Below are 21,749 nucleotides of genomic sequence, written 5' to 3' on the forward strand. Positions count from 1 at the left end.
GTGGGTGAACCGTGAACATCGGCCGGACCGGTCGCATCCGGGTTTTGCCGGTCACGGGAATTCATTCTGCCATTTGACGGTGCCTCGTCCTCGGGTATGACGAGGGTTCAACCGAACGGGAGACGACGCGGCATGGCGGATGCGGCGCGCAAATTCGAGGAAGAGGCCGCGCTCTATCGCGAGGCCCCCAACAACATCGAGGCCGAGCAGGCTCTGCTCGGCGCGATGCTGGTCAACAACGACGCCTATTACGTCGTCCACGACTTCCTGAAGCCGGATCACTTCTTCGAGCCGCTCCATCGGGAGATTTTCGCCAAGACCGGCGAGATGATCCGCATGGGCAAAATCGCCAATCCGGTGACGGTGAAGACCTTCCTGCCGGCGAACGACCGGGTCGGCGATCTGACGGTCGCCCAGTATCTCGCGCGGCTCGCGGCAGAAGCGACGACCATCATCAACGCCAGCGACTATGGCCGGGCGATCTACGATCTGGCGCTTCGCCGCTCGTTGATTCGCATCGGCGAGGACATGGTCAACATCGCCTACGACGCGCCGCTCGACATGGAGCCGAAGGCGCAGATCGAGGATGCCGAGCGTCGCCTGTTCGAGCTCGCCGAGACCGGCCGCTACGACGGTGGCTTCCAGTCCTTCACCGATGCGCTGACGCTGGCGGTCCAGATGGCCACTGCGGCCAAGGACCGCGACGGCGGCCTGTCCGGTGTTTCGACCGGCATTCAGGGCATGGATGCACGCATGGGCGGCCTGCAGCCGTCCGACCTGATCATCCTCGCCGGCCGCCCAGCCATGGGTAAGACGTCGCTGGCCACCAACATCGCGTTCAACATCGCCAATGCCTACGAGGCCGCCGATCAGTCCGATGGCACCTTCGTCGCCAAAAACGGCGGTGTGGTCGGCTTCTTCAGCCTGGAAATGTCGGCGGAGCAGCTCGCCACGCGTATCGTGTCGGAGCAGACGGAAATTTCCTCATCCAAGATCCGGCGCGGCGAGATCAACGATACCGAACTGGTGAAGCTCATCGCCTGTTCGGAGACGATGCAGAAGATCCCGCTCTATATCGACCAGACCGGCGGCATCTCGATCGCCCAGCTCGCCGCCCGTGCACGGCGGCTGAAGCGCCAGCGCGGGCTCGACGTGATGGTCATCGACTACGTTCAGCTGATGCAGGGCTCGTCGAAGGCCTCGGCGCAGAATCGCGTCCAGGAAATCACTGAAATCACCACAGGTCTCAAGGCCTTGGCGAAGGAACTTAATGTTCCGATCATCGCCTTGTCGCAGCTCTCGCGTCAAGTCGAGGCGCGTGACGACAAGAGGCCGCAGCTATCCGACCTTCGCGAATCCGGCTCGATCGAACAGGACGCCGACGTCGTTCTGTTCGTCTATCGTGAGGAATACTACCTGCAGAGCCGCGAGCCCAAGGAGGGCACGCCCGAACACCAGCAATGGGAGCTGGACATGAACGCGGCGCGCGGCAAGGCCGAGGTCATCATCGCCAAGCAGCGCCACGGTCCCACGGGCTCGGTGCCGCTTGCCTTCCAGGCCCAGTTCACCCGGTTTTCGGATCTTGCCGATGAAAGCTATCTGCCCGAACGTTTCGAATAGCGCGACCGCATGCCTGAACTAACCGTGCCCGCTACCCCCGCCACGGAGCGGATGCCGCATGTCGCGATCGATCGCGACGCGCTCAAGGCGAACTGGCGGCTGCTGGCCTCTCGCACGCCCGACGCGCGCACCGGGGCGGCAGTCAAAGCCAACGGCTACGGGCTGGGCGCGAGCGATGTCGCCGAGGCGCTTTACGAGGAGGGATGTCGCGACTTCTTCGTGGCCTGGGCGAGCGAGGGCGCCGAAGTGCGCCGACGGCTCGCGCATCGCCCCTGCCATATCTTCGTCCTTCAGGGCATGGACCGCAGCGCCGCCGCGCTTTGCCGCGAGGCGTCGCTGGTGCCGGTTCTGTCGACCCCGGACGACGTGGCGATCTGGATCGAGGCCGGCGGGTCCGAGCGCCACGCTCCTGCCGCGCTTCAGCTCGAGACCGGCATGAACCGCCTGGGTCTCGACGAAGCGGAGGCCCGTCGTGCATCCGAACTGGCCCGCGACGGCCGGCTGCACCTCGATTTGGTGATGAGCCACCTGGCGTCGGGCGACGATCGCGCCTCGCCGCAGAGCGAAGAGCAGCTTGTCCGCTTCCGCGATCTGGTGCGGCTTTTTCCCGGCGTCTCGCGCTCGCTCGCCAACTCGGCGGGAGTGTTTCTCGGCGAAGCCTTCCATTTCGACGTCACCCGGCCCGGCATCGCCCTCTACGGCGGAGAAGCCGGGCTCGCCGAGACCGGCCTCATCCGGCCCGTCGCCACGCTGACCGCGCACGTGCTCCAGGTCCGCACGGGGCGCAAAGGTGAGGCTGCGGGCTATGGCGCCGCCGCCAAACTCACGCGCGACACGCGGATCGCCACGGTGGGTCTCGGCTACGCCGACGGCTATCTGCGTGCGGAGTCCGGCGCCGGCACGCCGATCCGCAGCCAATTGGAAGGGCCGCACGTCTTCGTTGCTGGCGCCAGGGCGCCGGTGCTCGGCCGCATCTCCATGGACCTGACTTTGATCGATGTGACCGACCTGCCGGAAGGCGCCGTCAAGCCGGGCGATCCGGTGGAGTTTTTCGGCCTGAATATCGCGATCGATACCGTCGCGCGCTCCGCCGGCACGATTTCCTACGAGTTGCTGACGGGGCTCGGCCCTCGCGTCAAGCGGCTGTGGACCTGAAGGCCCATGGCGAGGACCAAGACGAGCTTCATCTGTCAGAACTGCGGCTCGGTTTACGCCCGCTGGCAGGGCCGCTGCGACGCCTGCGGCGAATGGAACACCATCGTCGAGGAAAACGCCGGAGCGGGCATCGGCGGCGGTCCGCAGCGTTCGCGCCGCAAGGGCCGGCCCGCCGCGCTGCTGCCGCTGGCCGGCGAGATGGAGGAAGCGCCGCGCATCGTCACCCGCATCGAAGAGTTCGACCGGGCCACCGGCGGCGGTATCGTGCGTGGTTCGGCCCTCTTGGTGGGCGGCGATCCCGGCATCGGCAAGTCGACGCTGCTGATGCAGGCCTCGGCGGCGCTCAGCCGTGGCGGCCATAAGGTCATCTACGTTTCCGGCGAAGAGGCCGTGGCGCAGGTCCGCCTTCGCGCCCAGCGGCTGGGCGCCGAGGACACCGGCGTCCTGCTGATGGCCGAGACCAACGTCGAGGATATCCTGGCGACCCTCGGCGAAGAGCGGCGGCCGGATCTGCTCGTGGTCGACTCGATCCAGACGCTGTGGACCGATCTGGCGGAATCGGCGCCGGGCACCGTCACCCAGGTTCGCGGCGCCGTGCAGGCGCTGATCCGCTACGCCAAGTCGACCGGCGCGGCGGTGATCCTGGTCGGCCACGTCACCAAGGAAGGCCAGATCGCCGGCCCCCGCGTAGTCGAGCACATGGTCGACGCCGTGCTCTATTTCGAAGGTGAAGGCGGCCATCACTACCGCATCCTACGTACCGTGAAGAACCGCTTCGGGCCGACCGACGAGATCGGCGTCTTCGAAATGTCCGATATCGGTCTGCGCGAGGTGTCGAATCCGTCCGAACTGTTTCTGGGAGAGCGCAACGCCTCGTCTCCCGGCGCCGCGGTGTTTGCCGGAATGGAAGGCACGCGCCCCGTGCTCGTCGAGATCCAGGCCCTGGTCGCGCCCTCGACTCTCGGCACGCCGCGACGGGCCGTCGTCGGCTGGGATTCGGCGCGTCTGGCGATGGTGCTGGCGGTGCTCGAGGCCCGCTGCGGGGTGCGGATGGGCCAACATGACGTCTATCTCAACGTGGCCGGCGGCTTTCGAATTTCGGAGCCGGCTGCCGATCTGGCGGTGGCCGCCGCGCTCGTCTCGTCGCTGTCGGGCCTTGCCCTGCCGAGCGATGGCGTCTATTTCGGCGAGATCAGCCTGTCGGGTGGCATCAGGGCGGTCTCGCACACCGCTCAGCGGTTGAAGGAAGCGGCCAAGCTCGGCTTTCGGCGAGCTGTCGTCCCCTCGGCGGCGGTGGATCTTCCGAAGGAATCGGATGTCGCTGCCCGACCGATCGATGCTCTGCAGCAACTGGTGGACGCCGTAGCCGGCGAAGTCTCGATGGGATCTTGATTTTGTCCTGTTGTGCGAGTGTAACACGTCGATGATCGACCTTCGGACGAGGCCGCTGCTTTAGATGACCGTCACGCTTCTCGATGCGATCCTGATCGGGATCATGCTGGTCTCGGGCTTTCTGGCGATGGTCCGCGGCTTTTCCCGCGAGGTCCTCTCGGTCCTGTCGTGGCTGGCGGCAGCCGTTGCCGCCTACATGTTCTATGGGCCGGTGATGCCCTATGCCCAGCGCTACATCTCCAACGAGATGGTGGCGATGGGCGTTTCGGCGCTCATCGTGTTCCTGGTGACGCTGATCATCGTCTCCTTCATCACGCTCAGGATCGCCGATTTCATCATCGATAGCCGGGTCGGTCCGCTCGATCGGGCGCTCGGCTTCATCTTCGGCGCGGTGCGCGGCCTGCTGCTCGTGGTCGTGGCCATTCTGTTCTTCAATTGGCTGGCTCCGGCCGAAACCCAGCCGGCCTGGGTTGCGAACGCTCAGTCCAAGCCCTGGCTCGACGATCTCGGCCAGCGTCTGGTGACGGCCCTGCCCGAAAACCCCGAGCGAATGATCCTGGGTCGCCTGGACGACGACGCCGAAGGCTCCGACGAGCCGACGTCGATCGAAGGCGCGATCGAGAACGGCACCCCGGCGGAAGGCACGACCGAGTGACGGGTCGCTGACACATGGCCCTGCCCTGGCCGCAGTTGAATGCTTTTACGGCTGGGCAAGCATGACTTGTGAATCGCGGGGCATGGAGCCTTGCGGCATCGTCCGGTGCATGGCTGGATAGGTCCTGCCCACGCCGGCGCGGAACGAGTGAGCGAATGGACGAAACGCCTTTTGGCGACACCGACTCCTTGCACGAGGAGTGCGGTGTCTTTGGTATTTTCCAACGGACCGACGCGGCCGCGCTGGTGACGCTCGGCTTGCACGCCCTGCAGCACAGAGGGCAGGAGGCGGCCGGCATCGTCGCCTTCGACGGCAGCCAGTTCCATGTCGAGCGCCATGCCGGCCTGATCGGCGACACCTTCACGCAGCAGTCGGTCTTGGAGCGGCTGCCGGGTGAATGCGCCATCGGCCACACCCGCTATTCGACCACCGGCGGCGGCGGCCTGCGCAATGTCCAACCGTTCTTTGCCGAGCTCTCGGCCGGCGGGTTCGCGGTCGCCCATAACGGCAACATCACCAACGCCCGCACGGTGCAGCGCGAGTTGCAGCGGCGCGGCTCGATCTTCTCCTCGACGTCCGACACGGAGACGATCCTGCATCTGATCGCCACCAGCGGCGCGCGGCTGTTCGTCGACAAGCTGATCGATGCGCTGTCGCGCCTGGAAGGCGCCTTCTCGCTGGTCGGCCTATCACCCAAACAGATGATCGGCGTGCGCGATCCGCTGGGTATTCGGCCCCTGGTTCTGGGCGAACTGGAAGGCTCGCCGATTCTCGCCTCGGAGACCTGCGCGCTCGACATCATCGGTGCCGACTTCGTGCGCGACATCCAGCCGGGCGAACTGGTGGTCATCACCGCCGAGGGCATCGAGAGCCTGTTCCCCTTCCAGGCCCGCCGGCCGCGGCTGTGCCTGTTCGAATATGTCTATTTCGCCCGTCCCGACTCCATCGTCGAGGGCCGGAACGTCTACGAGGTCCGCAAGAGGATCGGTGCGGAACTGGCGCGGGAAAGCGCGGTCGAGGCCGACGTCGTGGTTCCCGTGCCCGATTCGGGCGTGCCGGCGGCCATCGGCTACGCCCAGGAGGCGAACCTGCCGTTCGAGCTCGGCATCATTCGCAACCACTATGTCGGGCGCACCTTCATTCAGCCGACGGACGCCATCCGCCACATGGGCGTGAAGCTCAAGCACAATGCCAATCGCGAAGCCCTGGAAGGCAAACGCATCGTGCTGGTCGACGATTCGATCGTGCGCGGCACGACCTCGCAGAAGATCGTGCAGATGGTACGCGAGGCTGGTGCCCGCGAGGTGCACATGCGCATTGCCAGTCCGCCGACGCGGGGCAGCTGCTTCTATGGCGTGGACACGCCCGAAAAGGCCAAACTGCTCGCCTCGCGCATGAGCATCGAGGAAATGGCGGAGTTCATTCACGCCGATTCGCTGGCTTTCCTGTCGATCGACGGCCTTTACCGGGCCGCCGGAGAGCTGGAGCGCCATGCGATCGCGCCGCAATTCTGCGATGCGTGCTTCACTGGCGACTATCCGACGGCGCTGACCGACCACGACGACACAGAAAACAACGTCCATCAACTGCCGCTCTTGGGAGGGATCGTGTAGATGACCGGCCGCCTATCGGGACGCGTTGCGCTCGTCACCGGCGCTTCGCGCGGCATCGGGTTTCAGCTGGCGCGGCTTCTCGCCGCCGAGGGCGCGCATGTCCTCGCCGTGGCGCGCACCGTGGGCGGGCTGGAAGAACTCGACGACATCATCAAACGCGAAGGCGGCAGCGCCACGCTGGTGCCGCTCGACCTGACGGACATGGGCGGCATCGATCGCCTGGGTGGCGCCATCGCCGAGCGATGGGAAAAGCTCGACGTCCTGGTCGTCAATGCCGGCCTGCTCGGCGTTCTGGCGCCGATCGGCCACATCGAAGCGAAGACCTTCGAGCAGACGATGGCGGTCAACGTCACTTCGGCCTGGCGGCTGATCCGTTCGACCGACCCGCTGCTGCGCCGCTCCGACGCGGGCCGCGCGATCCTGATGTCGTCCGGCGCCGCCCACTCCTGCAAGGCGTTCTGGGGGCTATACGCCTCGAGCAAGGCGGCGATCGAGGCGCTGGGCCGCTCGTGGGCGGCCGAGACCGAGAACCTGCCGCTGCGCGTCAACATGGTCAATCCGGGCGCCACGCGCACCGGCATGCGCGCCCAGGCGATGCCCGGCGAGGACCCGAAGACGCTGCCGACGGCGCGCGAGGTGGCCGAAAAGATCCTGCCGCTCGCCCTGCCAGACCTCACCGAGACCGGCATGTATTTTGAGGTGCGCGAAGACCGCTTCAAGGCCTATCGCCAACCGGAATGACGGACGTCGGAGGGCCGGTTTCACCGCCCTCCGTTCAATGCACCATACCGTGGCATTTCTTGAACTTCTTGCCCGAGCCGCAAGGGCACGGATCGTTGCGCCCGACGCCGTCGAACTGCGACAACCTCGAATTCGGATCGGGACCTGCGACGCTCATGCGGTGGTCGTACAGCATCTGAACGCAGGGGGGGATCAAGTCCGGTGCATCGCGCGTCAGCCCATCGGCCTCGTCGTCCGGCAGATTGCTCTCGCCTTCGGCGATGACCGTCATGTGAACCAGCATCGAGACAGACGCCCCCACATCGTCCTTGACCGCGGCCAGCTTCTTCCAGCTGTCGAGGCGCAGGGCCATGGCCTTGCCGAATCCCGACGCCCAGAGCTCCCACATCGTCTCGTCATGCCGCAGATCGTAGTCGAGGATCGGCGAATACCGGCCTTCGTTCAACTCCGTGACGATCGAGTTGTAATGCTCCATCACGAGGCGGATCAGCTTGTTCGCCTCTTTCTCGTTCTCGAAGACCGGCTCCGCTTCGTCGTCGCCCTCGGTGTTCCAGACCAGACGCAGCCACTCGCCGGGCATGATCATGTCGGGGCATACGATGATCCCCGCCAGGAAGCCGTCGAGTTCCGACAGGAGCATCGGCTCGCACCGGTCGAGCAGGGCGGAAAGATGCTTGTCGAGAAGCTTCGCGTGACGCGGTATCTCGTCGGCCATCATATGTTCTCCGCGGGGTGTCCCGACCGCTGTTCTGCGGTCTCCTCAGCCTCGGGCATGCCGGTCGGCAGACCGTCCATGCTGACGGCGTTGTTCTTGCAGCGGTAGGCGACAAGGCCGTCGGGACCCTTGTTCTCGGCCCAGCGCGCCATGGTCGGCCGTTCGCCAACATAGTCGAAGAACGGCACTCCGTAGCCGCACGACGTCTGGACCAGATCGACGTCCAAAAACACGACCTGGCGCGCGCCGAGCGGCGCGACGCCGCCATAATGAGCGTCAAGAAACGCCTCGTACTCGTCCGAGCCATGAAAGGCGCTATGGCCGCGGCCATAGAGCCGCAGGATCAACGGTGCTCCCTCAAAGGCGCAGAACATCAGCGTCAGCCGCCCATCGGCGATGAGATGGGCCGAGGTCTCGCTGCCGCTCCCGGTCATATCGAGATAGGCGACCGCATTATCGGACAGGACATGCAGGTGGTCGGTGGAACGCGGCGAGATGTTGACCCGCGTTCCAGCGGCCGCCGAGGCGGTGAAAAAGATCTTCTGGCGCCCGATGAACTCGCGCCGGGTCGCATCGATCGCGGCAAACTGCTTGGCCATGGCGGTCCCCCTTGTGCAAGATCTGGCGCAGCCGCCGCATCTCTCAATATCGGAGGATCGTCAGTGGCCGTGTTCGCGCTCCCGCAAGGCGCGCTTGCGGTAGGCGCGCACCGAAAAACCGATCGAGATGAAATAGGCGATGCCGGTGACCACCAGCGTCTGCCACAGGAAGCTCATCAGCAGCGCGACGTAGAGCACGACGAGCAGGATCACCGGCATCACGATGTCGCGCCGCAGACGAAGCGCCACGGTCTTGCCCGACCAGGTCGGCAGTCGGCTCGCCATCAAAAGGCCGATGAAGACCAGGTAGATCGACGACAGCGTCGCGGTCACGGGATAGTAGCCGAGGTCGACGCCCATGAAGCTGACATACATCGGAAACAATGCCAGCCCAGCGCCAGCGGGCGCCGGGACGCCGACGAAGAACGCGGTCTGCCATTTCGGCCGATGCGGATCGTCGAGCATGGTGTTGAAACGGGCGAGCCGCAGCGCGCAGGTCGAGGCATAGAGCAGCGCCGCGATCCAGCCGATGGAGCCCGCCGGGCTCAGCGTGTGCGCATAGAGCACGAGCGCCGGCGCCACGCCGAAATTGACGATGTCGGCGAGTGAATCCATCTCGGCGCCGAACCGGCTCTGCCCTTTGAGCATCCGAGCGATGCGGCCGTCGATGCCGTCGAGCACCGCGGCGCCCAGCACCATGGCCACCGCGATCTCGAACCGACCTTCGAAGGCCAGCCGCACGCCAGTCATCCCGGCGCAGATCGCCAGGATCGTCACGACATTGGGAATGACGCTTCGGAAGGCGATGCGCCGCTTGGCTTCGGGCGTATCGTCGGGAGCGTCAAACGGCTGGAAGGGAGACGGGCCGGCCATCAGTCGCGCCGCGCCGGCCAGGAGGACAGACCGTCCCCGAATTCGGCAATGACGGTCTCGCCGGCAATGGCGGTCTGCCCTTCTGCGACGCGGGCCACCGCGCCATCGGGCAGATAGACGTCGAGCCGCGATCCGAAGCGGATCAGGCCGAAGCGCTCGCCGGCCTCCAGACGATCGCCAAGGCTGGCCCAGCAGACGATGCGGCGGGCGACGAGGCCCGCGATCTGAACCACGCCGATCTCGCCCTGGGCGGAGTCGATCACCAGCGAATTGCGCTCGTTCAACTCGCTCGCCTTGTCGAGTTCGGCATTTTGAAACTGGCCCTCGCGATAGACGATCCGGGCCACCTGACCGCGCATCGGCATCCGGTTCACATGGCAGCTGAAGACATCCATGAAGATCGAAATGCGCAGCATGGGGTCACTGCCGAGATCGAGTTCCTGCGGCGGCAGGACGTGGCCGACCAGCGACACGCGGCCATCGGCCGGGCTGACGACCAGTTGGTCGGCGAGCGGCGTCACCCGCTGCGGGTCGCGGAAGAAATAGGCGCACCAGAGCGTCAGGAGGAAACCGATCCAGAACAGCGGCTGCCAGAGGAAGCCGAGCACGATCGCCACGACGAAAAAGCCAGCGACGAACGGCCAACCGGCCCGGTGAACGGGCACCAGCACGTTGCGGATGGATGCAAGGATATGCAACGAGCCCTCCTCTGCTTGCGGGCCGGCCGGATGGCGCCGTCCCTTGATTGATCGCCGCATTGGGCGCCGTCAGACGATCTCCGGGCGCTTGCGTCGTTCTATAACGCCGAATTCGTCCGTTTCGCGAGCACGCCGCAGGGCTTCCTCGGCCTCGCTGGCCTCGCGCTGCATGGCCCACATCTCAGCATAAAGCCCCCCGGCTGCCAGAAGCGCCCGGTGATGGCCGCGTTCGACGATCTCGCCGTTGCGCAGAACGATGATCTCGTCGGAATCGATGATCGTCGACAGCCGGTGCGCGATGGTGAGCGTGGTGCGCTCTTGCGAGACCAGCGTCAAGGCGGACTGGATCTCCTGCTCCGTGTGCGTATCGAGGGCCGAGGTCGCCTCGTCGAGGATCAGGATCGGCGGCGCCTTCAAGATGGTCCGGGCGATGGCCACCCGCTGCTTTTCGCCGCCCGACAGCTTCAACCCGCGTTCGCCCACCATGGAATCGAAACCGGCAGGCAGGCTTTCGATGAAATCCGAGATCTGGGCCAGTTCGGCCGCCCGGCGCACCTCCTCGTCGCTGGCCTCGGGACGGCCGTAGCGGATGTTGTAGGCGATCGTGTCGTTGAACAGGACCGTGTCCTGGGGAACGATGCCGATCTTGGCGCGGAGGCTCTTCTGGCCGACCTGCGAGATGTCCTGGCCGTCGATCGTGATGCGGCCGCCGTGGACGTCGTAGAAGCGGAAGAGCAGGCGCGAGATCGTCGACTTGCCGGCGCCGGACGGACCGACGATGGCGACCGACTTGCCCGACGGCACCTCGAAGCTGATGCCCTTCAGGATCTCGCGGCCCGGCTCGTAGCCGAAGCGGACATCGTCGAAGCGGATGGCGCCGTCTGCGACCATCAGATCGGGTGCCCCTGGCCGATCCTTAACCTCCTGCTCGACGTCCAGCAGGTCGAACATCTGCTCGATATCGGTCAGGCCCTGGCGGATCTCGCGATAGACGAAGCCGATGAAGTTCAGCGGGATCGAGAGCTGCATCAGCAGTGCGTTGACGAAGACGAAATCGCCCAGCGTCTGCGTTCCGGCCCGCACCTCCAGGGCCGACATCACCATGACGATCGCCATGCCGACGCCGAAAATGACGCCCTGGCCGAAGTTGAGCCAGCCGAGCGAGGTCCAGATGCGCGTCGCCGCGACCTCGTAGCGCGCCATCGAGCGGTCGAAGCGCTCGGTCTCCATCGCCTCGTTGCCGAAATACTTGACCGTTTCGAAGTTGAGCAGCGAGTCGATCGCCTTGGTGTTGGCGTCGTTGTCGGAATCGTTCATGTCGCGCCGGATGCCGATGCGCCAATCGCTCGCCTTGACCGTGAACCAGCCATAGAGCCAGACCGTCACGGCGACGACGACCAGATAGGACACGCCATAGGCGAAGGCGAAGATTACCGCCGTCAGCGCGAATTCGAGGATGGTCGGCAGCGTGTTCAAAATGGTGAAGCGGACGATCGCCTCGATCCCCTTGGTGCCGCGCTCGATGATGCGCGACAGGCCGCCGGTGCGCCGCTCCAAATGAAAGCGCAAGGACAGCGCGTGCATATGTACGAAGGTGCGCCGCGCGAGTTGCCGGACCGCGTACTGCCCGACTTGCGCAAACAGAGCGTCGCGCAGCTGGTTGAAGCCGAGGGCGATGATCTTGGCGATGTTATAGGCAACGACCAGCGTCAGTGCCCCGGTGAGCGCCAGCGGCAGCCAGTCGCGCGCCGTGTTGCTGCCGTCGAGCGAATCGGTCGCCCATTTGTAGAAATAGGGAACCAGGACCGTCAGCACCTTGGCGAGAACCAGGAACACCGACGCCCAGAGAACCCGCGCCCGCAGGTCGGGCCGGTCGGCTGGCCACATGAAGGGCCAGAGGTTCCGCAGGGTCGAAAGCGTGGCGCCGCCCTCGGCCGATACGGTCTTGCTGGTTGCTGATGCCAAGTCTTCGTTCCGTCAAAATAGCGACGCGGCGAACCCGGCCGCCGCGTCGTATCGCACTCTCAAATCAGGTGGGCTCGGCGCTACTGCGAACGGACCGCGTTGCTGGCTTTATCGCCATCGTCGTGCGGCAGCCGAAACACCTGGCCGGGATAGATCAGGTCCGGATTGCGTATCTGGTCGTCGTTGGCCAGATAGATCACCGTATAGCGCCTGCCAAGGCCGTAGGTCTCCCGGGAGATCGCCCAAAGCGTATCGCCGCGACGAATGAGCGCCCTGCCCTCGCGAGGCGTCAAGGCCGGCTGACGGTAGACCGTCACCGTCTGACCATCGTCCGGCGCGGCGGCGTCCGGCGCCACATCCCGGGCGGCATGCCCATCGGCCGTGGGCCGCTGCGGCGCGGGCGACAGCGCATTGTCGCGTCCGGCGTCGAGCGTGGCGACTTGCTCGTTCGGGGTGGCCGGCGCATCGGCCGGAGGCTGCCCGCTCTTGGCGGTGGCCGGGTGGTCACTCCCCTGTGCGGCGCTCTCCACCACCGGACCGGACCGGTCACCTGCCGCATCCGGCGCCGTCGTTCTGTTCGGCTGCGAGGCGGCGGCGATCCGCGTCTCGTCGGGCGCCGGCGTGACGTTGGCCGCAGGCGCCGGCTCGCTCGGGCTCGGCGCGACCGCCGCCATCGAGCCATCCTGCGGCTTGAAGAACGGCACCTCTGCCCGTGCCGAAATCGACCCGTCGGGGCCGAGTTCATCGGCCCGAATCATGTGGTCGCCCGTCTCGATCAGCGCCTCGCCCGAAACGAGGAAGCGGCTGTGCGCCGATGCCCGGTCTTCACCCAGCAGACCGTTGTCGACATAGACACGCACGGTCGACCCACGGCTCGCCGCTCCGGCGACGAAGACATTGCCGTTTTCGACCTCGACCGCCTCGACCATGAGCTGGAGCACCGCTTCCGCATGGGCGTCGGTGGCGGCCTGGGCTTCGGTGGAAGGCTCGTTCCCATCGGCCAATGCCGCAGGATCGCCCGCTGGGCTCCGATCCAGAGCGGCGATGTCGGTCGAATCGTCTTGCGGCGCGGGTTCGTCCCCTGCCGCGATACCTTCGGCCGGCTCGGCCGGGGCCAGCGCACGATCGGCGTCCGCTGTCGCGGGCTGATCCACCGTTTCATCCGTCGACGCGACGAGGGACGGCTCTTTCTCCTCGCCGGCTCGGGCCGACCGGTTGGCGGCTTCGCCCGAGCTAGAGGAAGGTTGCTGCGACTCGGGGCCGGCTTTGGCTTCCGGCACGCTGACCAGCCGGGACGGCTGGTTCGGCGCCTCGATCATGGCGAGCAGTTGGTCCTCATGGCCGGCGGGCGGCACGCTGACGATCGCCACCTCGTCCGAAACCTGTTTGGAACCGTCTTCGCTCGCCGTGACAATTCGGATCTGATGATCGCCGACCGACAGCGGCTCATTGAGGAACAGCGCAAAGTCTCCGCCTGGGCCGACGTCGTCCGAGGCGAGTTCCCGTTCGTTCTCGACCAGGGAGACCCGAGACCCTGCGGGCGCCCGGCCGGCAACCACCGCCGATCCGTCAGGCTCGATGCGCAAGAGATCGAAGGTCGGCAGATCCGTCGAGGCCTTCTCCGCAGGCTGCTCATTTGCCGGGGTTTCGGCAGTGGGAGCCGATCCAGCCTCTTCATCCGATCCGGCGGCCGGCGCCCGATCCGACGCCTCGCCGCGGGACTTTCTGCCGTCGAGCACACGGCCGCCGGTCGCCGCCTTGTTCGACCCGGCGTCGGGGGGCGATGCCGACGGCCCGCCCGACGGAAGCGCCGCCGTCTTCGTGGCATCGGCGTCTGCGCCCGCGTGCGGGCCTGACGCAGGAACGGCGGAGCCAAGCTCCAGTCGCTCCGGCGCCTTGCCAGCGCCGAACCATTGTGGATCGAGGATACTCCAGTAGCCGACCAGTATCGCTCCACCCAGAACGATACCGGTGCTCAGGGCAGCTATTGCGTTGCGCTTCATGACAACCACTCAAGCCCCGCAAAACACGCAGCGGGTTCATTTTTCAATGGTTTATCCAAAAGTATCGGAAGGAACAAGCGATGCCAAATGACGCTGTTCGTCAGCTTCACCTTCGCATCGCGATCACCTCGCGAACTGTTCCGCCCTCGGCGCTCGGTCTGCAAACGACAATGCCTGTCAACTTGATGTTTTAGACCGGCAATCTCTCCCAACGACGGGTGGCCGAAGATCGTCACGGCCGCATATCCGGGCGCCCGCTCAGCATCGCGACCGGCCGCTCCGGCGGGGGCGATCGGCGGAAGCCTTCGACTCTGGCAAGCGTCGTCGGCAAGTATTCCCGGCGGCGCGGCGAATCGCTCATGCCGAAAGCCGACGCCCGGAAGCCGCAGACAACCCGTTCTACGCGACGGTGTCACCCATGTCTTAGGTACGGACTGTTACCTATGTCTCCGGGCCGGACAAAAGAATCATTGGCGACCCCGGCAGGATTCGAACCTGCGACCATCGGCTTAGAAGGCCGGTGCTCTATCCACTGAGCTACGGGGCCACGCGACGATGGCGGAAACGGCGCTGAACTCCGCGCCGGAACCCGCGACCGCAGGCCGGATCAATGCGTCCAGGGCTGGCGGCGATCGTATCGGAAATTGTCGGAATAGGACACCCGCATGCGCTTGGGATCCTGCGGCTCCTCCACGCGGTAGGCGATACCGTGCCGCTCGGCGTACTCGATCGCCTGTTCGCGCGTGTCGAAGGACAGCCGGATCTGTGCCTTCATGTCACCGGACGAGGTGTACCCCATCAAGGGCTCGACGCTCTTGGGCTCCTCCGGCTCGTAGGCCAGCACCCAGCGATGCGTCTTCGCCTTGCCGGACTGCATCGCATTGCGGGACGGGCGATAGATGCGCGCAACCATGAACTGTCTCCGTCAGCGGCCGCCTGCGGCCGCTCCCGATCAATGCCCTGCCGACTTGGTCGGAGCGGCAGGATTCGAACCTGCGACCCTCTGCTCCCAAAGCAGATGCGCTACCAGGCTGCGCTACGCTCCGATACCCCGGCGACCTGGGATTTGCAGGGTTTTATGACCGCAGTCAAGGTATCCGCTTCACGACAGGCCGCCGACACGATGGCCGGAGACGGCCACCGCCGTCAGCGTCCCACCTGCTCTGCACCATTGAGCTCGATGCCCCTTCGGCTCCGCCGTCTTCTTTAAAGACAGACCCGATCGACGGCTAGGGTTATTCGCCCTGGATGGCCGGATGGATCAGCTGGTCGCCCACGGCCGCGCCGTAGCGCGCCGCAGCACCGCCGTTGAGTTCGAGAACATAGCGCACCGGCTCGCCGGACGGGATCAACGCCAGCGACAGCGGCCGCGCGTTGACCGCGATCCGGGTCACCTTGCCATCCTCGTCCATGAACAGCATGTCGAGCGGAATCAGCGTATTCTTCATCCACATGGTGACGGGACGAGACTCGCCGAATTCGAACAGCATCCCGTGGTCGGCAGGCATCGAATTGCGGTTCATCAGCCCCGTGGCGCGCTCGTCCGGCGTGTCGGCGATCTCCACGTCGATGCGGTGATCGCCGCTCGCCGTGCGCAGAACAGCGTAGGAGTTCCCGCCGATCGCATAGGCGGCAAAACCGCTCACGAGAACGACGACGAGAATAACTCCCAGCCACCGCCGGCTGAACCAAGATCGAAACATGTCAGTGTGATGCCGGTTGCACAGGTCCTGTTTCAGGATGCACCTCGGCAGCCATGAGCCCCTTGCCGCCCTGTCCGAATCGGACCAGCACGGATTGCCCAGGGCGAAGTTCAGTCATGCCGAACCGCCGCAAGGTTTCCATATGGACAAAGATATCATCGGTTCCCTCGCCACGCGACAGGAAACCGTATCCCTTGGTCCGATTGAACCATTTGACCACCGCCCGTTCCATGGCGCTGGTCGGCACGACGTTGACGTGGGTCCGAGATGGCGGCATCTGCGAGGGATGCACCGCCGTCGACGTATCCATCGATAGGATCCGGAAGGCTTGCAGCCCTTTTTCGCTGCGCTGCACCTCGCAGACCAGACGCGCACCCTCCAGGGCGGTCGTATGACCGTCGCGACGAAGGCACGTCACATGCAACAAGATATCCGGACCATGATCGTCCGGCACGATAAAACCGAATCCCTTGGCGACATCAAACCACTTGATGTGGCCTGAAACGATCTCCAAACCGACAGCACCCTGTCCCTGAGACCGATCCTCGCCAAGAAATTTCGTAGAGGTTTTGCTCGGCATTCTCTACGACCGCCTCTTACGCCCGTTCGAATCACACTGAAAAAAGACAATAGCAGTTTATCTGAATCTGTCAGCACGCCATCTTGCTTATGAATAAATTTTGTTTTGCCGCACCGATAACCGCATGTTGAACGTATTTTTTGCAACCGTTCCTTTCGGCTCGACAATTCCGGCGCGCAGACAACGCACTTTTTCGCGTAAGCTCTGAAAGAAGCGCTTGTTCGACATGTCATACAACATGTATTCAGCCAAACATTTGTATGGCACGCCTTATTATCTGCATAATTGCCCGCGGACGTTTTCGTTCCATCCATCCGCATCGCCGCCCACCCTGCGCCCTCGCAAGAAGGCGGCGCTTGGCGGGCCGCGACATCACCCTACTCTCTGATCGCGCCAGCCAATGGAGATTTCACAATGCGCTACCTGCACACCATGGTTCGAGTTCGCGACCTCGATGAATCGCTCGACTTCTATTGCGGCAAGATGGGCTTCGTCGAAGTGCGTCGGTCCGAGAACGAATCCGGTCGCTACACGCTGGTCTTCCTGGCTGCGTCCGAGGACGTGGAAGCCGCGCGTCAGAACGCCGCGCCGCTGATCGAGCTGACCTACAATTGGGATCCGGAGGATTACAGCGGAGGCCGCAACTTCGGGCACATCGCCGTCGAGGTGGACGACATCTATGATCTCTGCCAGTCGTTGATGGATGCCGGCGTAACGATCAACCGGCCTCCGCGCGACGGCCGCATGGCATTCGTCCGCTCGCCCGACAACATCTCGTTTGAAATCCTGCAGAAAGGAAACAGCCTCGCCCCGGCCGAACCTTGGACATCCATGCAGAATACCGGCGCCTGGTAAGCGCGTGTCATGGTATTGCCGTATTGCCGCCGTAGCGGGCAAAGGATAAACATGCGTTAATGTTGTCTGCCTTGGCGGACGTGGAGTGGGGACTCCGCGACCGCCACCCCATCAAGGGCGCGGCCTCGTTTCGGGCAAGCCCGGCGTGATAGGCGATTGGCAGAGCGAGTGGATAGGAAGGGGCCGGTCCATACGGGACCGGGCAGAGAGGGGTTAGCCAGGTGACGAGCGATACGAGCCGAGCGCGCTGTTCGGCGTTGTCTTCCGTTACGGCAGTGATTGCCGTCGTCGCCATTCTCCCTCTGGTCGCCAGCTGCGTTTCGTCCGCCGACGATACTGCGACATTCGGCTTCGCTTCGCCGGACGGCGGTGATCTGGCAACCGGCATCGCCGGTGTATCGTCTGAAACCGCTGAAACCACGAGCGAGGATATCTCGGGTGCCGAGATCGCCGACACGGCCACCGCGACCGACGGCGTAGAGACCCAGGCCCAGACCGAGATGACGGCTGTCGAGCCAGCATCGGCATCTCTCCAAAAAACGGCCGAAGCGGAGCAGAAACCCGCAGCCGAAGCGCGGGACGCCGTCACCGCGGAATTGGCCGAGGCTTCGACGACCAGTGTCGGAACCCGGGCGAACAGTCCTGCATTGGCGGCCTTCGCCGCGTCCGGCAATCGCCAGCCCAAGCCGATCCAGGTCGCCGCGACCACGCCCAGCCAGTCGGACAAAACCTTTTTCGAATCGCTTTTTGCCGAATCGGAAGCCAAAGCCCCGATCCGCAACACCGACAAAAGCAAATCGCGCCGCGTCATCGTGAAGCGCGAGGGCGCCCCGGTTCCCGCCGATAGCGCCGCCCTTCCCGGCGTCGATCCGAAGTCCCTCTTCGAGATCGGCCAAAGGGCGTCCGCCGACGACGAGGACATGCTGGAGGACATGCAGCAGAGCTACGAGGTCGCGTCGCTTTCAGGTTTGGCGCGGCTTTCTCCCAGCGGCCTTCTGGTGCAGCGCGAAGACGTCGAGACCGGCTGCTTCCCACCCAAGCTCGTCTCCATGATCCGCGCCGTCGAGCGGCGGTTCGGCAAGCAGGCTGTGGTGACGTCGGGTTATCGCAGCCCGGCCCACAACCGCGCCGTCAACGGCGCGACCCACTCCATGCACATGGCCTGCAAGGCAGCCGACATCCAGGTGCCCGGTGTCAGCAACAAGGACATCGCCCAGTTCGTGCGGGCCATGCCCGACCGTGGCGGCGTCGGCACCTATTGCCATACGACTGCGGTCCACATCGACATCGGCCACAAGCGCGACTGGAACTGGGGCTGCAGCCGCCGGCGCGGCTGAGCCGAACGGACCGACGATCTTCGATCGGCCGGACGGACGCACAGGCCGAAGTTCGGGCCTCGCCTCGAGCCGATCGAACTTGGTACCGGATAAAGCCTTTTCGATGCTTGCGATCTCCGCCGAAGCATCTTATACACCCCCCCGCCGCGCCCATCGTCTAGCGGTCTAGGACGCCGCCCTTTCACGGCGGAAACAGGGGTTCGATTCCCCTTGGGCGTACCATCTCCCGGCTGGACCGGTCGTATGAGATGGCTCAAGCAGATACCTCCGAAATTTGGTCTTGCTAGCCCTCGTCGCGGGCTCATGCACGTCGACACTCACAGTGCGTTCCAGGCCGGCGATCTCTCGCTTCTCCACGACCCAACGAGCCGGCCAATGAGACGGGCGCGATATTCGATGGCCTGGCGGCCGGCCGTTCGCAAGATGCCGTCGATGCGCGGCCCCCAGCGGCCGAGAAACACCGGCCGCAAGCTCACCGCCACGAACAGCACCAGGATCCAGGCAATCAGCACATCGGAGAGGAAGTGGCCGCCGAAGGCGATGCGATTGAGCGAGAGCGCCAGCGCGACGGCGAACAGGGACGGGCCGATCGTCAAGCGATCGCCCCGTGGTGCGACGAAGATCAGGCAGAGCAGGGCGAAGGCCGACGCGCCCTCGCCCGAAACGAAGGAGCAATTGCTCAGGCAGCCGCCGAAGACGGTCCACACGCCGGTAAAATCGCTGCCGCCGCCAAACTCCCAGATTTCCCGGGGCCGCGCCCGGCCGACAACGTTCTTCAGGATGCCGTTGACCAGAAGCCCCGGCCCGAGGGCGTAAACCGCCAGAACGAAAAGCGCCTGATGCGGCCGCAGGCCGATGTGGCGTCCGATCCGCACGAACGGCGCGAACGCGGCGACGAGGCACGCCACGACAACCAACATCGTCAGATGGTTGCCGAGGCTGCGGACCAGCCGCAGCCTTGCATCCTCCGCCAGCCAGAACCCCATTCCATCCCGGTAGAAGGTGTCACTCAGGCGCAGGTCCAGCCCCGGAAACACGACGAAGACCGCGCTGACCGCCATCAGCGCGGCGATCAACGCCAGGCGTGGTCGGCGGACCAGTTCGTCGGCCGCATCCGAAGCGGCAGTCCATGCCCTCCGCCGCAGAACGAAAGATGGCGCAAGACCCGGCGTCAGACTGTCGAGAACCATCGCCAACCCGCCATCCAAACCAGCCGACCAAAAGCCGCCGGAAACAATGTCCGGAGCGCCTTGCGACTCGGCTGGACAAAGGACGCTCCAAGGGACCGGCGCCAGATCCCGCCGATGCGATCAAGCCTATCGTCCTTATGCCTAGGCGATATGACAGTCCGTCGAATGTCGCCGTTAGTGCCCATTGGGCTCGAAGGATTCTCAAGGCAGCAGGCAAAAACTCTTGCCGGGAACAGACGGCAACGGCCTTGTCAGTCCACCGTTTCCGCCATGTCGACGATGCGCAGGCGGATGTCCTCCCGGCCGCGATAGCGGTCCATCGTGACGGTGCCAGCGACGTGAAGCGGACCGCCGGCGCGGCCGAGCAGCCGCTGCCCCACCTCGCTGCCTTCCGCCCGGAAGGCGATGGCGGAGACGCTGGCACCGTCCTCGCCTCGAAGCGTCGCGCGGACATGGCCATTGCCCACCACAGAGGCCGAGGTGATCCGATGCCGCGGCAGCACCAGCACCGGCTGAGGGTGGCCGGCGCCATAGGGTCCCGCCTGTTCGAGCCGCTCCCACAGCGCACCGGTCAGGCCCATGGCGCTCACCGCGCCATCGAGCCGCAGGGCGTCGGCGCGGCGCAGGCTCGCGACTGACGACGTCGCCCGCTCCTCGACGAACGCACGGAAATCGCCGAGCCGCGGCCGTTCGATGGTGATGCCGGCGGCCATCGCATGGCCGCCTCCCTTGACGAGAAGTCCGTCCGCCACGGCGGCGCGGACCAGCGCGCCCAGGTCGAAGCCGTCGATAGAGCGCCCCGATCCCGTGCCTTTCCCATCCCGGCCGAAAGCGATGGCGAAGGCTGGGCGGCCATAGCGCTCCTTCAGGCGCGCCGCGATCAGCCCGACAATCCCCGGATGCCAGTGCTCGCGCGCCGCGACCAGCACCGGCGGCCCCTCGCTGCTGGCGCCGAGTTCGTTGGAAACCTCGGCTTCGGCCTCGGCCAGCATCTGGCGCTCCATCGCCTGCCGCTCTTCGTTGAGCTGATGCAGCTGTTCGGCGAGCACCACCGCGTCGCTGTCCTCGTCCATCGTCAGCAGCCTGCTGCCGAGAGACGCGTCGCCGATCCGGCCGCCGGCGTTGATGCGGGGACCGACGAGGAAGCCGAGATGGTAGCAATCCACCGGTCCCGAGATGCGCGCCAGACGGCACAGCGCCCGTATTCCCGGATTCTTCTGCTGACGCAGAACCTGCAGCCCTTTGACCACGAAGGCCCGGTTGAGCCCGATCAGCGGAACCACGTCGCAGACCGTCGCCAGCGCGACGAGGTCGAGCAGTGCCAGCAGGTCCGGGAGATCGCCGCTGCGCGCCCCACGCCGCCGCAACTCCCGCGAGACGGCGACCAGGGTCAGGAAGACGACGCCAGCCGCACACAGATGCCCCTGCCCCGACAGATCGTCCTGGCGGTTCGGATTGACGACCGCCCGCGCCGCCGGCAGCAGCGGGCCGGTCTGGTGATGGTCGAGGACAACCACATCGGCGCCGGCCTCGTTGGCCGCCGCCACGGCCTCATGGCTGGTGGTGCCGCAGTCGACGGTGACGATTAGCGTGGCCCCTGCCTGCGCGAGCTCGCGCATGGCCTGAGGATTGGGCCCGTAACCCTCCAGGATGCGGTCGGGAATGCGGATATCGGGGACGAGCCCGAACGCCGCGAGATAGCGTGTCATCAGTGCTGCCGAGGCGGCGCCGTCGACATCGTAATCGCCGAACACCGCGATCCGCTCGCGCCGCTCGATCGCGTCCGCAAGACGCGCCGCCGCCGGCTCCATGTCCGTCAGCGCCGACGGGTCGGGCATCAGGTCCCGCAAGGAGGGCGTCAGAAATGCAAGGGCATCGGCCGCAGCCACGCCGCGCGCCGCCAGGATCCGACCGACGATCTCCGGCAGGCCGTGCTCCTGGGCGATGCGCAGCGAAACGGCCTCGGCCGCCGTTTCCAGCGCATGGACCCAGCGCCGACCGCCGATCGAGCGCTCCACCCCGAGGAAAAGCCGTCCTGCCTCCGTCATGCCACCA

General features: G+C 65.4%; 19 protein-coding genes and 3 tRNA genes. 9 read left to right on the forward strand and 13 right to left on the reverse strand.

Annotation, left to right across the window (positions count from 1 at the left end; all coding sequences use genetic code 11):
- Positions 1–132: 132 nt before the first annotated feature.
- The 6 genes from SMD10_RS04910 (at position 133) to SMD10_RS04935 (ending at position 7,176) form a co-directional block, all read left to right on the forward strand.
- The gene (locus tag SMD10_RS04910; RefSeq protein ID WP_331684539.1) at positions 133–1,620 is read left to right on the forward strand and encodes a replicative DNA helicase; all 1,488 of its coding nucleotides are present in this window, start codon (positions 133–135) and stop codon (positions 1,618–1,620) included.
- Positions 1,621–1,629: 9 nt separating this feature from the next.
- Positions 1,630–2,775 (forward strand): alanine racemase, encoded by a 1,146-nt coding sequence (gene alr, locus SMD10_RS04915; protein WP_331684540.1) that lies wholly within the window; start codon positions 1,630–1,632, stop codon positions 2,773–2,775.
- A 6-nt stretch (positions 2,776–2,781) separates the two neighbouring features.
- Positions 2,782–4,167: a DNA repair protein RadA gene (radA, locus tag SMD10_RS04920; protein ID WP_331684541.1), complete on the forward strand. Its 1,386-nt coding sequence runs from the start codon at positions 2,782–2,784 to the stop codon at positions 4,165–4,167.
- A gap of 64 nt (positions 4,168–4,231) precedes the next feature.
- On the forward strand, positions 4,232–4,822 hold the full coding sequence (locus SMD10_RS04925; protein WP_331684542.1) for a CvpA family protein: 591 nt from the start codon (positions 4,232–4,234) through the stop codon (positions 4,820–4,822).
- A 155-nt stretch (positions 4,823–4,977) separates the two neighbouring features.
- On the forward strand, positions 4,978–6,435 hold the full coding sequence (gene purF, locus SMD10_RS04930; protein WP_331684543.1) for an amidophosphoribosyltransferase: 1,458 nt from the start codon (positions 4,978–4,980) through the stop codon (positions 6,433–6,435).
- A complete protein-coding gene (locus tag SMD10_RS04935; protein ID WP_331684544.1) occupies positions 6,436–7,176 on the forward strand; it encodes an SDR family NAD(P)-dependent oxidoreductase in 741 nt (246 codons plus the stop codon).
- Between the two features lie 34 nt (positions 7,177–7,210).
- Here the strand turns inward: SMD10_RS04935 and SMD10_RS04940 are convergent, their stop codons facing one another.
- The 11 genes from SMD10_RS04940 to SMD10_RS04990 all read right to left on the reverse strand — a co-directional run bounded on the left by SMD10_RS04940 (position 7,211) and on the right by SMD10_RS04990 (position 16,312).
- The gene (locus SMD10_RS04940) at positions 7,211–7,894 is read right to left on the reverse strand and encodes a UPF0149 family protein (protein WP_331684545.1); all 684 of its coding nucleotides are present in this window, start codon (positions 7,892–7,894) and stop codon (positions 7,211–7,213) included.
- Entirely contained in the window at positions 7,891–8,490 is a 600-nt protein-coding gene (locus tag SMD10_RS04945) for a pyridoxamine 5'-phosphate oxidase family protein (protein WP_331684546.1), read from the reverse strand. The genes SMD10_RS04940 and SMD10_RS04945 overlap by 4 nt, the downstream gene beginning before the upstream one ends.
- 60 nt (positions 8,491–8,550) lie before the next feature.
- Entirely contained in the window at positions 8,551–9,363 is an 813-nt protein-coding gene (locus tag SMD10_RS04950) for a CDP-alcohol phosphatidyltransferase family protein (protein ID WP_331684547.1), read from the reverse strand.
- Entirely contained in the window at positions 9,363–10,121 is a 759-nt protein-coding gene (locus SMD10_RS04955; RefSeq protein WP_331684548.1) for a phosphatidylserine decarboxylase, read from the reverse strand. The genes SMD10_RS04950 and SMD10_RS04955 overlap by 1 nt, the downstream gene beginning before the upstream one ends.
- A gap of 9 nt (positions 10,122–10,130) precedes the next feature.
- Entirely contained in the window at positions 10,131–12,026 is a 1,896-nt protein-coding gene (locus SMD10_RS04960) for an ABCB family ABC transporter ATP-binding protein/permease (RefSeq protein WP_331684549.1), read from the reverse strand.
- Between the two features lie 80 nt (positions 12,027–12,106).
- Positions 12,107–14,029 carry a LysM peptidoglycan-binding domain-containing protein gene (locus SMD10_RS04965; protein ID WP_331684550.1) on the reverse strand — a complete coding sequence of 641 codons (1,923 nt, stop codon included), beginning with the start codon at positions 14,027–14,029 and terminating at the stop codon, positions 12,107–12,109.
- A gap of 471 nt (positions 14,030–14,500) precedes the next feature.
- A tRNA-Arg gene (locus SMD10_RS04970) sits at positions 14,501–14,576 on the reverse strand.
- Positions 14,577–14,636: 60 nt separating this feature from the next.
- Positions 14,637–14,942: an ETC complex I subunit gene (locus tag SMD10_RS04975; RefSeq protein WP_331684551.1), complete on the reverse strand. Its 306-nt coding sequence runs from the start codon at positions 14,940–14,942 to the stop codon at positions 14,637–14,639.
- Between the two features lie 56 nt (positions 14,943–14,998).
- Positions 14,999–15,075, reverse strand: a tRNA-Pro gene (locus SMD10_RS04980).
- 189 nt (positions 15,076–15,264) lie between these two features.
- On the reverse strand, positions 15,265–15,732 hold the full coding sequence (locus SMD10_RS04985) for a DUF192 domain-containing protein (RefSeq protein ID WP_331684552.1): 468 nt from the start codon (positions 15,730–15,732) through the stop codon (positions 15,265–15,267).
- Position 15,733: 1 nt separating this feature from the next.
- Positions 15,734–16,312: a cold-shock protein gene (locus SMD10_RS04990; protein ID WP_331684553.1), complete on the reverse strand. Its 579-nt coding sequence runs from the start codon at positions 16,310–16,312 to the stop codon at positions 15,734–15,736.
- Positions 16,313–16,726: 414 nt separating this feature from the next.
- Here SMD10_RS04990 and SMD10_RS04995 point away from each other — a divergent pair, with 414 nt between their 5' ends.
- The 3 genes from SMD10_RS04995 (at position 16,727) to SMD10_RS05005 (ending at position 18,726) form a co-directional block, all read left to right on the forward strand.
- Complete coding sequence (locus SMD10_RS04995; RefSeq protein ID WP_331684554.1) at positions 16,727–17,167, forward strand: VOC family protein; 441 nt, start codon at positions 16,727–16,729, stop codon at positions 17,165–17,167.
- Positions 17,168–17,388: 221 nt separating this feature from the next.
- Entirely contained in the window at positions 17,389–18,504 is a 1,116-nt protein-coding gene (locus tag SMD10_RS05000) for a YcbK family protein (protein WP_331684555.1), read from the forward strand.
- Between the two features lie 146 nt (positions 18,505–18,650).
- A tRNA-Glu gene (locus tag SMD10_RS05005) sits at positions 18,651–18,726 on the forward strand.
- Positions 18,727–18,821: 95 nt separating this feature from the next.
- On the opposite strand, the gene SMD10_RS05010 is transcribed toward SMD10_RS05005, so the two are convergent.
- Together SMD10_RS05010 and recJ are read right to left on the reverse strand one after the other, a co-directional pair.
- Positions 18,822–19,694, reverse strand: a complete 873-nt coding sequence (locus SMD10_RS05010; protein WP_331684556.1) for a phosphatase PAP2 family protein — start codon at positions 19,692–19,694, stop codon at positions 18,822–18,824.
- A gap of 251 nt (positions 19,695–19,945) precedes the next feature.
- Positions 19,946–21,742, reverse strand: coding sequence for a single-stranded-DNA-specific exonuclease RecJ (recJ, locus tag SMD10_RS05015; protein WP_331684557.1), 1,797 nt, complete (start codon positions 21,740–21,742; stop codon positions 19,946–19,948).
- Positions 21,743–21,749: the final 7 nt, after the last annotated feature.

Origin of the sequence: Consotaella aegiceratis (genome assembly GCF_036541425.1) — a bacterium.
In the GTDB taxonomy this organism is placed as follows: domain Bacteria; phylum Pseudomonadota; class Alphaproteobacteria; order Rhizobiales; family Rhizobiaceae; genus Consotaella; species Consotaella aegiceratis.